This is a genomic window from Lentzea sokolovensis, assembly GCF_033949975.1.
In the GTDB taxonomy this organism is placed as follows: domain Bacteria; phylum Actinomycetota; class Actinomycetes; order Mycobacteriales; family Pseudonocardiaceae; genus Lentzea; species Lentzea sokolovensis.
This window is the reverse complement of the sequence record NZ_JAXAVU010000014.1, coordinates 528994-542908: the sequence shown is the minus strand read 5'-3', so window position 1 is coordinate 542908 and position 13915 is coordinate 528994. Positions and strand designations below refer to the sequence as shown.

At 69.5% G+C, this 13915-nt stretch carries 12 protein-coding genes; 7 read left to right on the top strand and 5 right to left on the bottom strand.

The annotated features are described in order from the left end of the window. The first annotated feature begins 17 nt into the window (after window positions 1-17). From SK854_RS36540 to SK854_RS36525, 4 genes are all read left to right on the top strand, one after another. On the top strand, window positions 18-668 hold the full coding sequence (locus tag SK854_RS36540; protein ID WP_319979709.1) for a GntR family transcriptional regulator: 651 nt from the start codon (window positions 18-20) through the stop codon (window positions 666-668). A gap of 71 nt (window positions 669-739) precedes the next feature. After that, the gene (locus SK854_RS36535) at window positions 740-1867 is read left to right on the top strand and encodes an MFS transporter (protein WP_319979708.1); all 1128 of its coding nucleotides are present in this window, start codon (window positions 740-742) and stop codon (window positions 1865-1867) included. Beyond that, window positions 1867-2286, top strand: a complete 420-nt coding sequence (locus tag SK854_RS36530) for a Dabb family protein (protein ID WP_319979707.1) — start codon at window positions 1867-1869, stop codon at window positions 2284-2286. The genes SK854_RS36535 and SK854_RS36530 overlap by 1 nt, the downstream gene beginning before the upstream one ends. Then, the gene (locus SK854_RS36525; protein WP_319979706.1) at window positions 2286-2666 is read left to right on the top strand and encodes an ester cyclase; all 381 of its coding nucleotides are present in this window, start codon (window positions 2286-2288) and stop codon (window positions 2664-2666) included. The genes SK854_RS36530 and SK854_RS36525 overlap by 1 nt, the downstream gene beginning before the upstream one ends. Here SK854_RS36525 and SK854_RS36520 read toward each other — a convergent pair. Then, entirely contained in the window at window positions 2647-5277 is a 2631-nt protein-coding gene (locus SK854_RS36520; protein WP_319979705.1) for a helix-turn-helix transcriptional regulator, read from the bottom strand. The two genes, SK854_RS36525 and SK854_RS36520, sit on opposite strands and share 20 nt — an antisense overlap. 159 nt (window positions 5278-5436) lie before the next feature. Between SK854_RS36520 and SK854_RS36515 the strand changes: the two genes are divergently transcribed. After that, on the top strand, window positions 5437-5982 hold the full coding sequence (locus SK854_RS36515) for a protein-arginine deiminase family protein (protein ID WP_319979704.1): 546 nt from the start codon (window positions 5437-5439) through the stop codon (window positions 5980-5982). Between the two features lie 82 nt (window positions 5983-6064). Beyond that, window positions 6065-6472, top strand: a complete 408-nt coding sequence (locus tag SK854_RS36510; RefSeq protein ID WP_319979703.1) for a DUF6292 family protein — start codon at window positions 6065-6067, stop codon at window positions 6470-6472. Window positions 6473-6481: 9 nt separating this feature from the next. Here the strand turns inward: SK854_RS36510 and SK854_RS36505 are convergent, their stop codons facing one another. From SK854_RS36505 to SK854_RS36495, 3 genes are read right to left on the bottom strand one after another with little or no spacing between them, the layout of a single operon-like run. Then, on the bottom strand, window positions 6482-6607 hold the full coding sequence (locus tag SK854_RS36505; RefSeq protein WP_319979702.1) for a hypothetical protein: 126 nt from the start codon (window positions 6605-6607) through the stop codon (window positions 6482-6484). A 42-nt stretch (window positions 6608-6649) separates the two neighbouring features. Further along, window positions 6650-8464 (bottom strand): ricin-type beta-trefoil lectin domain protein, encoded by a 1815-nt coding sequence (locus SK854_RS36500; RefSeq protein WP_319979701.1) that lies wholly within the window; start codon window positions 8462-8464, stop codon window positions 6650-6652. A gap of 42 nt (window positions 8465-8506) precedes the next feature. Beyond that, window positions 8507-10363, bottom strand: coding sequence for a discoidin domain-containing protein (locus tag SK854_RS36495; protein WP_319979700.1), 1857 nt, complete (start codon window positions 10361-10363; stop codon window positions 8507-8509). A gap of 99 nt (window positions 10364-10462) precedes the next feature. Here SK854_RS36495 and SK854_RS36490 point away from each other — a divergent pair, with 99 nt between their 5' ends. Next, window positions 10463-11470: a LacI family DNA-binding transcriptional regulator gene (locus tag SK854_RS36490; RefSeq protein WP_319979699.1), complete on the top strand. Its 1008-nt coding sequence runs from the start codon at window positions 10463-10465 to the stop codon at window positions 11468-11470. A gap of 135 nt (window positions 11471-11605) precedes the next feature. Here SK854_RS36490 and SK854_RS36485 read toward each other — a convergent pair whose 3' ends face one another. After that, window positions 11606-13906: a glycosyl hydrolase family 95 catalytic domain-containing protein gene (locus SK854_RS36485; protein ID WP_319979698.1), complete on the bottom strand. Its 2301-nt coding sequence runs from the start codon at window positions 13904-13906 to the stop codon at window positions 11606-11608. Window positions 13907-13915: the final 9 nt, after the last annotated feature.

The window sequence follows — 13915 nt, the reverse complement described above, 5'->3', positions numbered from 1 at the left end:
GAGCCTCAGGAGTGGTGTTGCGGATACCGACCAGGCGCGTGCTCGCGGATGACGTCTACGAGCAGATCCGCGCGCTGATCATGAGCGACGGCATCGCGCCCGGCGCCCGAGTGAACATAGACGAACTCGCGCGTCAGCTCGACGTGTCCCCCACGCCAGTCCGGGAAGCCCTGGCACGCCTCGAATCCGAAGAACTGGTCAGCAGGCTCCCGTTGCGCGGCTACAGCGTGACGGACCTGCTGAACCGCAAGCAGGTGGACGACCTCTACGCCCTGCGCCTGCTGCTGGAGCCGCCGTCCGCGGCGCTGGCGGCGGGCCGCATGACGGCCGAGTTCGTCGAACTCATCGAGGAGGAGTTGGCGACCTGTCCGTCGGCTCCCGCCGATGACGCCTACGACGACTACAAGAACCTCACAGCGCACGATCAGCGGTTGCACGAGCTGATCCTGCGGATCGCGGGCAACGAGGCCGTCCTGCAGTCGTTCGCCAAGACCCACTGCCACCTGCACCTGTTCCGGCTGAACTTCCAGCAGCCGTTCGGGGTGCAGACGATCACCGAGCACCGGGCGATCGTGGACGCGCTGGTCGCTCGGGACGAGGTGCGGGCCAGTGCGGCGATGACCGCGCACCTGGAGGTCGCGCGGGCGCGGCTGCTCGACCGGATGTAGGCGAGTCACCTACGCGATCTACGTAACGGCTACCGACGCGAACGCCCCCGCTCCGGGGCGAGTCTTGTGGCGTGACAACACGAACTGCGCCAACGCGAACGGCCCGGGCGGTGGTCCTGGCCTCCGCCACACTCACGATCATGGCCGCGGCGATCATCGCCCCGAGCCTGCCCGCGATGGGCGAGGTGTACGGCGACGGCGTCCTGGTGAGGCTCGCCCTCACCATCACCTCGCTGGCCATCGCGGTGAGCGCGCCGCTGGCGGGCCTGGTCGCCGACCGCACGGGCCGCCAGCCGCTGCTCACGGCGAGCCTCGTTCTCTACGCCGTGGCCGGCACGGCCGGGTACTTCGTGACCAGCCTGCCCGTCCTCCTGGGCACCAGAACGCTGCTGGGCCTCGCGGTCGGCGGCGTCATGACCGCGGTCAGCGCCCTGATCACCGACTGGTTCGAAGGCCCTGAACGCGGCCGGTTCCTGGGCTACCAGCAGGCCGCGGCCAGTCTGGGCGGGGTCGTGTTCCTGCCGCTGGCGGGTCTGCTGGCGGGCGTCGACTGGCGGTTGCCGTTCTGGCTCTACAGCGTCGCGGCGCTGATAGCCCTGGCCGCGGCGGCGGGGCTCACCAACGAACGGCCCGCACCACCCCAGACCGCCGGTGGCCAGGCATTTCCCCGGCAGGCCATCGGGATCTACCTGCTGGCCCTCGTCGCGACCCTCGTGTTCTACATGGCCCCGACGCAGCTTCCGTTCCTGCTGCGAGACCTGAACGCGAGCCCCGCGGTCATCGGGTTCGTGATCGCGGGCAGCACGCTGACCAGCGTCGTGGGAGCACTCGTGTTCCCGAAGCTCAAGACCGGGAAGATCACCGCGATCAGCGTCGTGCTGCTCGGCGTCGGGTGGCTGGTCATCGGCTACGCGAACGGGGTCGCGCTGGTCACCGCCGGCCTGCTGATCGGCGGGTTCGGGGTGGGCCTGGTCGTGCCGAACCTCAACACGGGTCTCGCGAACCTCGCCCGTCCCGAGCAACGCGGCCGGGTCCTGAGCGGGCTCGTCGCGGGGATCTTCCTGGGGCAGTTCCTGTCACCGCTCGTCATCGCACCCCTCGTCGGTGCCACGAGCATCGCGGCCGCGTTCACCTGGACCGGCGTCGTCACCACCATCGCTGGAGCGGTCCTCGCCCTGGCACACAAGGAGAAGAACTGATGATCTACCACGGCAACCGCCTCACCCTGCGCAAGGACGCCTCGCCCGAGCAGATCGAGGAGGCGCTGGAGAGCCTGCGCAACCAGGGACGCGTCATCCCGTCCGTCAAGTCCTTCGTGGTCGGCCGAGATTTCGGCGGCGAGTACGAGTGGGGCGCCACGTTCGTCATCGAGGACCTCGACGGCTACTGGGAGTACCTGATCCACCCGGCGCACCGCAACACCGACCGGGTCGGGCTGCCGCTGGTGGACAAGTTCGCCTCGTTCGACATCACCGACGACGAGGACCCCGAGATGGGCGCGAAGATCGCGGCCCTGCACCAGAAGCGGTACGACAGCGACCCCGAGCTCACCAAGCTCGTGTCCGACCTCGGCGAGTACACGGGCAGCGCTGCCCCCGGCCAGCACGGAGACAAGTGATGAGCGACCTGATCCAGGGCTGGCTCGACTTCTGGAACGGCGAGCTCGACCTCGCCGAGAAGATCGTCCACGAGGACTTCGTCTGGCACGTCGCGCCGCTGACCGGCGGGCCGTCGCAGGACCACACCGGACGCGAAGGGCTCGTCGAGTGGGTGCGCGGCTCCCACCAGACCATGCCCGGCCTCAAGTTCACGGTCGAGGTGGGGCCGATCTCGCAGGAGCCGTTCCACGTGGTGCGCTGGCTCGCCGAGGCCGGTGCGGTGTCGTTCCACGGCACGGACGTCCTCCGCGTCGTGGACGGCAGGATCGCCGAGTACTGGCTCAACGCGGACGGCCTCTGGGCCGCTCAGCAGCTCGGGATCATGCCGAAGCTGAGCTGAACACGTCCTTGAGTTGACGGCGTGAGTTGATGCCCACCTTGCGGAAGATGTTCCGCAGGTGGGCATCGACCGTGCGGGGGCTCAGGAACAGCCGGGCGGCGACCTCCTTGGACGTCGCCCCGGTCGCCACCAGCCGGGCGATGTGCGTCTCCTGCATGGTCAGCTCGTCGGTGGCCTGGGCGGAACGGCTGCGGGCGACCTCGCCGGTGGCCTTCAGCTCCAGCGCGGCGCGAGCGGCGAAGGCCTCCATTCCGATGGAGGACAACAGCTCGTGCGCGGTGCGCAGTTGCGTGCGGGCGTCGACGCGGCGGCCGGCGCGGCGCAACCACTCGCCGTACACCAGGTGGGCCCGCGCGAGATGGGGCCGGCCCGCGCTGGACTCCAGCTGCTTCACCGCCGCGACGTACGACTCCTCCTCACCCGTGACGAGTGCACGGGAGTAGGCCGCGATGCCCTGCGCCCACGCGGTCTCGCACGGCGAGGTCCGAGAGACCAGGTCCTCCAACGCTTCCGCGGCCAGCGAGGACTCACCGCAGCGCACCGCCGCCTCGATCAGTTCGGGCAGCGCCATCCCGGCGAGGTAGAGATCGCCCGGCGCGACCGCCTCACGGGCAGCGGCCAGCGCCACCGGATAGTCGCCGAGACCGTTGTGCAGCACGGCGGACGCCCAGTGCGTGTTCGCGATCAGGCAGCCGGCCCGCCGCTCGGCCTCCCGCAGCGAGTGCTCGATCTCGGCCAGCACCTCCGGCTTCTGCCCGCGCAACGCCGCCAGGTGCAACCGCGGATACCGCAGCGGAGGCATCCCGACGGCGTCGGCGACAGCCTCTTCCTCCGCGATGGCCGACATCGCCGTGCCGAACTCACCGGTGATCACCGCACCGACGGCCTGCTGGGCGAGTCCGAGCCGCAGCACGAACGGCGACCCGGCCTGCTGCCCGGTCTTCAGCAGCCACCCGGTCACCGCCGAGTGCACCTCGGTGTCCCACAGCTCACCGGCGAGCATGGTCGCCAGCGCGGGATGCCGCGTCCACGCCAGGTCGTCGCCGGAGAACACCCGGCGCAGCAGGGGAACGGCGGCCCGGTGACCCTCGTCTGTGAGAAGTACCAACGCCTCCAACGCGTCCGAGCCGCGCTCAAGCCCGCGAGCTTCGCGCACCACGGCGTCCATCACACCGGTGGGACGGCCGAACGCGAGCGCGATCTCCAACGCGTCCAGCACGCCGTCGCGGGCATCGGCCCCGGTCATCCGGCGAGCCGCGCTCAGCACGAACGAAGGCCCGTCGTTCTCCCTGTTGCGCACGAACGCGATCTGGCCGCGCAGCAGATCCGCCCGCCCGTCATCGGCGGAGAACGTCGTGAGCAGCTCGGCCGCGACGTCGACCGCACCCGCGTCGAGCTTGGCCTGAGCCGCCGCCAACGTGCGTTCGCCCCGCAATCCAGGCTCCACGGACAACGCCGCCGCACGTTCGAGAAACGCCGCCGCGGCAGCGACTCCGCCGCGAGCGCGAGCACGGTCGGCGGAGCGTTCCAGCTCGGCGGCCAGCGAGTCGTCGGGCCCGGTGCCGGCCTGCGCGCGATGCCACACCCGCCGGTCCGGATCACTCGACGGATCGGTGACGGACGCCAGCGCGAGGTGCACCGCCTGGCGCTGCGACGGCGCGGCGGCGAGGTAGACGGCCGACCGGGCGAGCGGATGGCAGAACCGCACCCGCGTGGAGATGCTGACCAGCCCGGACGCCTCGGCCTCCACCCCGGCGGACGCCACGTCGATGCCCAGTTCGGCGGCAGCGGCCCACAGCAGCCCCGGTTCACCGGTCGGATCGGCGCCGGCCACGGTCAGCAGCAGTTGAGCGTCAGCGGGCAACCTCGCGGCCCGGTCCTGGAAGCTGCGTTCGATCCTGCTGGGCACCGACGCCACGTCCGGCAGCGCGAACCCGCCGGCCTTGGGCAACTCCAGCAGCGCCAGCGGGTTGCCCCGCGCTTCGGCGAGGAGCCGTTCCCGCACCTTGTCGTCCACCACCGCGACCGGCCCGGAAGTCAGCAGCGCGCGGGCCTCGGCGTCGGCCAGTCCGCGCAGCTCCAGACCGGGCAGCTCGTCCAGCCGCGATCGCGCCCACGGCCGTCGCGCGGCGAGCACGAGCACCACCGGTTCGGAGGCCAGCCGCCGCCCGAGGAACGCGAGGACCTGCGCGGACGCCTCGTCCAGCCAGTGGGCGTCGTCGAGCAGGCACAGCACCGGTTCCCCGCCCGCGAGCAGGTCCAGCGTGGCCATGCCGATCCGCAGCACGTCGGGTTTCCCGCTCGCCAGTCCGAACGCGACGTCGAGCGCCTCCCGATGATGTCCGGTCAGCGAGTCCAGCAACGACAGGCACAGCTGGTGCAGCGCCGCGAAGGGCAGTTCGGTCTCGAACTCCGACCCGGACGCCTCCAGCACCCGGAACCCGGCAGCCGACTCCCGCAGGTGGCCGAGCAACGCGCTCTTCCCGAGCCCCGCCTCACCACGCAGGACCAGCGCGCCACCGCGCCCGTCCCGGGCAGCGGTGAGCATCCCGGACAGGCAACGGATCTCGTCGTCCCGCCCCAGGAGCGAAGTCGATGTGAGCGCGTCCATGAGACGAACCGTATGCGAGAGCCGAGGGCATCCGTCACCCGTTCCGCCCACAACCTGAGGGGGAGGCGTAGTCGCCTGTAGCCGGATGCGTCCGCATTGGGAGTTTCCCCAGCGTGGAGAACACATGATCACGAGGGGTTCGCAACTGCCGGGTGGATCGTGACTGGACGCTCGCAGTACGCGGAACCGGTCGTCATCGACACGGGGTGGCTCGCGGTCGACGTGCTGCGCAAGGCCACAAAGGACGGTCATGGCACGGCGGTGCTGTTCGACGGCACCGGTGAGAAGGAGAAACCGACGATCGACCAGGCGCTCGCCGACCCGAAGTTCCTGGAGCGGAACGAGACGGCGGCCCGGCACATCGACTCCCAGCTCGCCGTGCTGACCAGGGAGACCGGGCCGGCCGACCGCGGCCTCGTCCGGGTTCCGGTGCTGTTCCAGCAGTTCAGCCGGCAGGAGGTCGACGAGCTGACCGCGTCCGGGCGGGTCACCCAAGCGCAGGTGAACGTCCTGCGCGACCGGATGCGGTCCGGTCAGGCGCCGAGCACGGTGCTCGTCGCGCACACGGCAGGCATCCCCAACGGCATCTCACTGGGCGGCGGTGTCTTCAGCGCACCCGATCCGCACGGGCCTAGGGTCGGCGGCGAGGTGCACTGCGGGACCAACGCGTTCCGCGAGCCGGCCAAGGCGGCCTGGTGGCGCTGACCGTCACGGGTGTGGTGTACGCCATGCGGGTGGGCCCGATCCGACCGGTTTCGACGACACCCCGCAGGGGTATCCGCGCGTCATGACCATGGAGTCCGAGATCGACTTCGACATCGACTTCGACGATTCGGTAGCCCGCGAGGTGCGGAGCTACGTCAGCGAGATCGTGACAGGGCTCGGACTGCGCGGCGACAGCTCGTGCGTCGACGCGGAGCCGCTGGCCGGCGCCTACGTGGCGCTGGACGGGCGTTTGCCGGACTTCCCCGGCCACTACGTCGCCCTGGTCTGGAACGAGCTGAACGGATGGTCGGTCGCCGTCGAGGACCGGCTCGGGGACCTCGTGGACGTCGCGCGGCTGGGTGGGGACCCGCGGCCCGCGCCCGCCGAGGTGGTCCGCTGGGTCAACGGCCTGGTGCACAAGGAGCAGAAGCGGGCGAACCGCGACTTCGCGGCCTTCGTGCCGGCGCAGCGCGGTTGCCTGCTGTCCTGACCCGGCTCGTCAGTCCGGCGGTTCGCTCGGGTCGTCGGTCTTCTCCTGCGGCACCTCGGGTTCCTCGACGTCGAGATCGTCGAGGCTGGGCGTGCCGGGGGAGTGGGGGGCTTCGGGATTGAGCGGATCGGTCATGCCGCCCGGTTACCCGAGCGGCACGACCTCAAGCGTCCTCCCCTACGCGGGCACGGTCCACCGCTGGTTCGCGCCACCCGTGCAGGACCAGATCTGCAGCTTCGCGCCGTCCGCCGTGTTGTTGCCTGTGACGTCGAGGCACTTGTTGCTGCCGGCGTTCACCAGCGTTCCGTTGGAAGCGGTCCAACGCTGGTTCGGTCCGGCGAAGCAGTCCCACAACTGGACCGTCGCGCCGTCCGCGGTGCCGTTGCCGGTCACGTCCAGGCACTTGCCCAGGCCGCGCACCGTGCCGTCGGTGCCCAGGGTCCACGTCTGGTTCGGGCCGCCGAAGCACGACCACAGTTGCGGCAGGGTGCCGTTCGTGGTCGAACCGTTGGTGACGTCGAGGCACTTGCCGCCCAGGCCCGTGATGGCGCCGGTGCGGCCGCCGGGCTGGCCGGGGTCGAGCGTGCCGGGCCACGTGAACGTCGCCATCGCGCCGGCCGGCAGGGTGTAGCCGAACGTCTGGCCGGCGTAGGAGACGCGGAAGTTCTGCTGGCCGCCCGAGTTCAGCGCGACGAGCACGATCTGACCGTTCGGGTTGCGGAACGCGACGTTCTGCACGCCGCCCTCGCCGAAGCCGGTCGAGTCGATGCGGACCGCGCCGGGCTGCACGAACTTCGACAGGTGACCGAGGACATAGTACTCGGCGTTGTACGTGACGTTGCCGCCACTGGTCGTGACCACGCCGGTGCAGTTGGTGCAGCTGCCGATCACGGGGCCGTTGTTCTGGTCCAGCGCCATGTTCCAGATCGCGACGGACCGCGCGTGGTTGCGCGTGGCGCCTATCGCCAGGTTGATGCCCTGCCAGCGCAACGTGTCGCGGAACGTCGCCGCGTCGTCACCGGACTTCGTGCCGGAGCACTCGGTGAAGAAGATGTCCTTGCCGGGCTGGTTGTTCTTCACGACGGACTGGCCGCCCGGGTTGCCGCCGTAGCAGTGCCACGCGGAGCCGATCACGTTGGCGCCCGCGCCGTTGTTCACGGTCTGCGGGTAGGTCGTGTCGTCCCAGTTGTGGTCGTAGCCCAGCAGACGCGCCTGCTCGCCGGCCGCGCGCAGCTTCGGCACCAGGGTGTTGATGACGTTGACCTGCTGCTGCGCCGACATCCTCATGCCGGGGTAGCCCGGTGGTTCGAAGTTCGGCTCGTTCTGCACGCTCAGGTAGTCGATCGGGATGCCCGCGGCCTTGTACGCCTGCGCGAACTTCACCAGGTAGTCCGCGTAGACGCCGATGCGGCTGTCGTTGAGCTGGCCCTGGATGAGGCTGTTGTTGTTCTTCATCCACGCGGGCGCGCTCCACGGCGTGGCCATCACGGCGACCTGCGGGTTGAGCTGCTTGGCCTGCTGCAGCAGCGGCAGGATGTAGGCGTTGTCGTGCGCGGTGGAGAACCGCGACAGCGTCGGGTCCGCCGCGCCGTCGTTGTAGGTGTAGAAGTTCCGCGAGAAGTCGGACGCGCCGATCGGCTGGCGAAGGAAGCTCATGCCGATGCCGGTGCTCTTGTTGAACAGGTTGTTCATGATCTCGTTGCGGCGCGGCGAGTTGAAGATGTTCCACGCCGCCGCGTCCGTGAACGACGCGCCGAAGCCCACCATCGACTGGTAGGTCGAGTTCGGGTTCACGGTGATCGTCGACCCGGTGCCACCCGAGCCGAACATCACGTCCGCCTGTTTGGTCAGGGCGTTCGCCTTGTCACCGGTGGTCAGCCACACGCTCGCGTTGGTCGCCGCGGTGGCGGAGGGGGAGACCAGGGTGCTCCCCGCCGTGACCACGGCTGCCGCGATCGCCATGCCGCGCCAGCGTTGTGTCGTCTTTGACATTAAGCGCTCCTTGCAGGGGTTTGGGCGCCCGACAGCGGTTGTTCAGTTGTACAAACGGAAATCGGCGATGCTCCACCAGTTGCTCGCGGTACCGGTGGACGTGATGCGGACGTAGCGCGCGCTCGTGCGGCGGACGTCGATGTTCGTCAGCTGGCCGACGCCCGCGCCTGAAGCGATCGCGCGCCAGGACGTGCCGTTGTCGCTGACCGAGAGCTCCCAGGTCCGGGCGTAGTCGCCGAGGTTGCCGCCGGAGTCGACCGCGACGCGGCGGAAGTCCTTGCGGCGTCCCAGATCGACCTGCAGGTACTGGCCGGGAGCCTGGGCCCCGCCGTTGGACCAGCGGGTCGACGCGTCGTCGTCGATCGCGAGCGCGCCGTCAGGGGACGCGGTGGCGCCGGTCAGCGGCACCAGGTCGAGCTTGCTCCTGTGCTGGGTTGTCCAGGTGAACGTCGCCAGCGCGCCGCCGGGCAGGGTGTACTCGAAGGTGCGGTCGCCGGCGTTGACCGCGAACGTGCGCGGGTCGTCGTTCTCGTTGTGCACCACCAGAGCCGTGGAGCCGTCCGGGTTGCGGAACGCGGCGTCCATGATCTGGCCGTTCCAGCCGGTCGTGCCGAACGACGTGCTGGCGATGCGGCGCGCGCCGGGCTTCACGAACTTCGAGAGGTGGCCGATCGTGTAGTACTCGGCGTCGGTGACCACGGAACCGCCCGGCTGCACGGTGACGAGGCCGGTGCACGTGCCACAACCGCCGTTGTGCGGGCCCCCGGTGCTGTCCAGCGCGATGTTCCAGTTGACCGCGCTGCGGGCCCAGTTGCGGGTGGTGCCGAGGACGACGTTGCGGGCGTGCCAGCGCAGGGTGTCGCTGAAGACCTTGGCGGGCGGGTCGGTGGCGCCCTTGGAGCCCGAGCACTCGGTGAACCAGATCCCCTTGTCCGGGAAGGCGTCGCGCAACGCGGTCTGCGCGCTCGGGTCGCCGTAGTAGCAGTGGTACGCCGTGCCCGCGAGCCACTTCGCGGCCTTGCTGTTGAGGATCTGGTACGGGTAGTCGGCCTCCGCCGTGCCGTCGTTGGGGTGCGTGGCCCAGTTGTGGTCGTAGCCCAGGATCTTGGTGCGCGGGCTGGCCGTCCTGAGCTTCGGGCCGAGCGCCTCGATCACCTTGATCTGCGCCGCGACGGGCATGTCCGTGCCGGGGTAGGCGTCCGGCTTGCGGTTCTGCGGCTCGTTCTGCACGGACAGGAAGTCGACCGGCACCCCGGCCCTCGCGTAGGCCTGCACGAACTTCACGAGGTACCGCGCGTAGGCGTCGTAGACCTTCGGGTCGTCCTTGAGCTTGCCGCCGACGAGCGAGTCGTTGTCCTTCATCCACGCCGGCGGGCTCCACGGCGTGGCCATGATCTTCAGGCGCGGGTTGAGGCGCTTCGCCTCGCGCAGCAACGGAAGGATCTTCGCCTCGTCGTGCCGGACGCTGAAGTTCCTGAGCGGGAAGTCGGTCTGCCCGGCCGGCACGTCGTCGTAGGTGTAGTGCTCCTTCGCCGCCGTGAAGTCGGACGAGCCGACGGGCTGGCGCAGGAAGCTCACGCCGATGCCGCTGGTGGGGTCGAAGAGCTTGCGCATCGTGTCGGCGCGGGCGGCAGGGGGCAGGCCCGCGAGCAACTCGGCGGAGGAGTCGGTGATCGAGGCGCCGAAGCCGTCGATCTCCTGGTAGCGGCGGTCGGGGTCGACCACGATCGTCGGGTGCGCCGACTCGCTGGTGCCGAACGTGACGCGCGGGCGTTCGTGCATCAGCTCCGCGCGGTCCGGCGTGGTCACCCACACCCGGACCTGGGGCGCGCTGGACGCTTCGGCGGTGGGCACGGCGGTCAGGCCGACCACGAGGGCGACGATCGCGGTACGTCTCATGTAACACCCATTCATCACTGTGAAACATCAGCTTTCAGGATGAAACACCCGGTCGTGTCGAGGGTCAATGGTCTGGATGATTTCCGGTACATTGACCAGGTGGAACGCAAGATCGAGAACGTGAAACAGCGTGCGAGTCTGCGGGACATCGCGGCGGAGACCGGTGTCTCGATCGCGACCGTCTCCCGCGTGCTCAACGATCATGTGAACGTCGCTCAGCGCACCCGTGACCTGGTCCTGCAAGCCGTTGAACGGCGCAAGCAGGACGTGGTGGCGTCGAGGACGCGCACGGTCTACGTCCGCTGCCCGTACGTCCTCACCGACTACTTCGGGCTGATCGTCTCCTCGATCGCCGAGGCGTTGAAGCTGCACGGCCTGCGCATGCTGCTGGACGCGGGGGAGTCAGGTCAGCACAGCGCCGCGTTGCGCGGTCTGACCGGCCAGGCCGACGTCGACGGCGCGATCCTCATCCTGCCGCCGGAGGAGAGCGCCGAGCTGGTGGCGTTGTCCCGCGCGGGACACCCGTTCGTCGTGGTCGACCCGCGCATCCTCCCGTTGCCCGACATCGCCTCCGTGTCGGCCGCCCACTTCGCGGGAGCGCGTGCCGTGGCCGACCACCTCATCGGGCTCGGGCACCGCGACATCGCCGTGATCGCCGGACCGGAGGAGTGGCTCGCGGGCGACGCGCGCCTGGCCGGCCACCGGGCGTCCCTCGCCAAGGCGGGCGTTCTGCTCACACCGGATCGACTGCGGCACGTGGAACCCACTGTCGCGCATGGTGCGCGTGCCGCCGCGGAACTGCTGGACCTGGAACCCCGCCCTACCGCGATCGTCTGCTTCAACGACAAGGTCGCCGTCGGCACGTTGCAGGCCGCGCGGGAACGAGGCCTGCGCGTGCCGGAGGACCTGTCGGTGGCCGGGTTCGACGACATCGACCTGGCCGAGGCGACCAACCCCCGGCTGACGACCGTGCGGCAACCGTTGCAGGAGATGGGAAGCATCGCGGTCACGCAGTTGATGCGGATGCTGGACGGGCACGAGCCCGAGGCGTTGCACATAGAGCTGGCGACGACGTTGGTCGTGCGGGACTCGACGGCCGCGCTTTAAGGACAGCGCGGAACGTGAGGGCACCACACCCCACGTCCGGCGCTGGGGATCGGTGAGCACAAGCCGAACGCGACCACGGCGGGGTTCGTGGTCACCAGCCGATCTTGGGCAACTGGTGACCACGAACCGGCGGTATCACGGGTGAAGCGTGACCGACTGCCCCTTGCGCAGGTTGATCCGCTTCTTCCACTTGCCGGAGCGGACCTCGGTCTCGGTGCCGCCGACGCTGCGCACGGTCACGCTGGTGACCTTGCCGTCCTTCCACGCCAGGTCGACCGAGAAGCCGCCGCGGGCACCGATTCCGGTGACCGAGCCGGTCTTCCACGCCGGTGGCAGCGCAGGCAGCAGTTCGATCACGCCCGGCCGCGCGTACAGCAGCATCTCCAGCATGGCCGCCGGAGCGCCGAGGTTCGCGTCGATCTGGAAGATCGAACGGTCGCCGAAGCTGTACATGTCGAAGAAGTTCGGCGCCGTGCCGTTCGCGTGGTCGATCGACGGCCGGATCACCTTCTGCACCAACTCGTACGCCCTGTCGGCGTCCTTGAGCCGCGCCCAGCACGCCGCCCGCCACGCGAGGCCCCAGCCGAAGCTCTCCATGCCGCGGGTGATCAGGTGCTGCTTCACTCCCTCGATCAGCGCGGCGGGGGAGTCGTCGTGGTTGATGCGGTCACCGGGGAAGAAGCCGACGAGCGGCGACAGGTGCCGGTGCGTGGTCTCGCCGAGGTCGTCCGGCGACATCCACTCCTGCAGCATGCCGGTCTTCGGGCTGACCACCGGGAGGTACAGCCGGTCCCGCAACCCCGACATCTTGCGGCCGTACGCCTGGTCGCGGCGCAGCACGTCGGTCGCGATCCGGTACTTGCCGAACAGGTTGTGCACCAGTTCCTGGTTGTAGGTGTTGCCGCGGGTGTCCTGCGGGCCGTGCTCCGGCGACCAGTCGTGGTCGTCCACCAGGCCCTGTGGCGTCTCGACCAGGCGTGCTTCCCAGAACTCGCAGGCACCCTTGAGCAACGGGTAGATCTTGGCCAGGTAGTCGCGGTCGAGGGTGTACTCGTAGTGCTCGAACAACGACATGCACAGCCACGCGTTGCCACCGGGGTGCCACCACCAGCCGCTGCCGCCGTAGATGTTGGTGGAGAAGGCGACCGCCCACCCGGCCACGCGGTTGTTGGTGTTGCGGAACCGGTTGCGCTCGTCCTGGTACACCGACTGCGTGGTGTTCGTCCACGCCGGCAGCTGCGCCACGCAGTAGTTCGCGAGCGCGTCGAACGTGTCCGGCAACGCGGCCCGGTCCGCGAGCCAGTAGTTCATCTGGATGTTGATGTCGGTGTGGTAGTCGCTGTACCAGTCGGGGTTGTTGTTCGACAGCCACAGGCCCTGCAGGTTGATCGGCAGGTTGTCGCGCGACCCCGTGATGGCGAGGTAGCGGCCGAACTGGAGGTAGCTCGCCTCCAGCTCCGGGTCGGGCGTGGTCCCGGAAGCCCTTGCCTGCAAACGGGTCCACGTGTCCATCGCGCGCTGAGCGTCGGTGGAACGGCCGAGGTCGACCTTCTGCCGGTCGTACTTCTTGCGGTAGTCGGCGACGTGCGTGCGCAGCAGGGCATCGGCCTTGGCGCGCACGCCGGCCTTCTGCAGCGCGAGCTTCGCCGGTTCCACCAGCGGGTCCATGAAGCCGGCAGACGCGTCCGGGACGTAGTTCGTGCCGCCGGAGAACACGATCACCAGGTCGGAACAGCCGGAGAACGACAGGTTCGCACCGTCCACCCCGACCGTCCCATCAGGACTGAACGCCGTCACGACACTGCTGTACGCCAGCTTGTTCGGGAACGAGCCGGTGAAGACGGCCGCGGTGTGCGGCGCGTCGCCGACGGTCGGCTCGCCGTGCGCGCCGGTGAGCGTGATCGTGCCGGACTGGTTCGGGCCGACGAGCCGGACGACCACCACGTCGTCCGGGTGGCTGGAGAAGATCTCGCGCCGGTACTGCTTGCCGCCGTGGGTGTACTTCGTGGTGACGAGGCCGTTGCTCAGGTCGAGCTCGCGACGGTAGTTCGTGGCGCCCGCGTGGCCCGGCATCTCGACGTAGAGCTTGGCCAGCATGGAGAACGTGCCGAAGCGCGAGTCGTACGGCAGCTGGCCGTCACCCTCCAAGGTGTCGTTGAGCTCGCCGGTCCACAGGGTGACGTCGGTCAGGTACAGGAAGTCCTTCTCGACGCCGCCGCCGACGAGCGCGCCGAGGCGGCCGTTGCCGATCGGCAGACCCTGCTCGATGATCTTCGCCTCGTCGGCGGGAGCGGGGTACCAGAGCGTGGTCGGGGTGGAGGTGAGCGGGTTGGACGTGGGCCGGTAGGGCTCGGCGTGGGCGGAGAAGGTCGGCAGGACGAGTGCGCCGAGGCCCAGCGCACCGGAGGCCTTCAGGAAGTTGCGACGTGAGGTCATCGTTGAACT

What these genes read in the sequence shown, in the direction of transcription:
- SK854_RS36530 (WP_319979707.1), top strand. Translation starts at nt 1,867, where the DNA reads ATGATCTACCACGGCAACCGCCTCACCCTGCGCAAGGACGCCTCGCCC.
- SK854_RS36485 (WP_319979698.1), bottom strand. Translation starts at nt 13,906, where the DNA reads ATGACCTCACGTCGCAACTTCCTGAAGGCCTCCGGTGCGCTGGGCCTC.
- SK854_RS36495 (WP_319979700.1), bottom strand. Translation starts at nt 10,363, where the DNA reads ATGAGACGTACCGCGATCGTCGCCCTCGTGGTCGGCCTGACCGCCGTG.
- SK854_RS36505 (WP_319979702.1), bottom strand. Translation starts at nt 6,607, where the DNA reads ATGACCGATCCGCTCAATCCCGAAGCCCCCCACTCCCCCGGCACGCCC.
- SK854_RS36510 (WP_319979703.1), top strand. Translation starts at nt 6,065, where the DNA reads ATGACCATGGAGTCCGAGATCGACTTCGACATCGACTTCGACGATTCG.
- SK854_RS36520 (WP_319979705.1), bottom strand. Translation starts at nt 5,277, where the DNA reads ATGGACGCGCTCACATCGACTTCGCTCCTGGGGCGGGACGACGAGATC.
- SK854_RS36500 (WP_319979701.1), bottom strand. Translation starts at nt 8,464, where the DNA reads ATGTCAAAGACGACACAACGCTGGCGCGGCATGGCGATCGCGGCAGCC.
- SK854_RS36525 (WP_319979706.1), top strand. Translation starts at nt 2,286, where the DNA reads ATGAGCGACCTGATCCAGGGCTGGCTCGACTTCTGGAACGGCGAGCTC.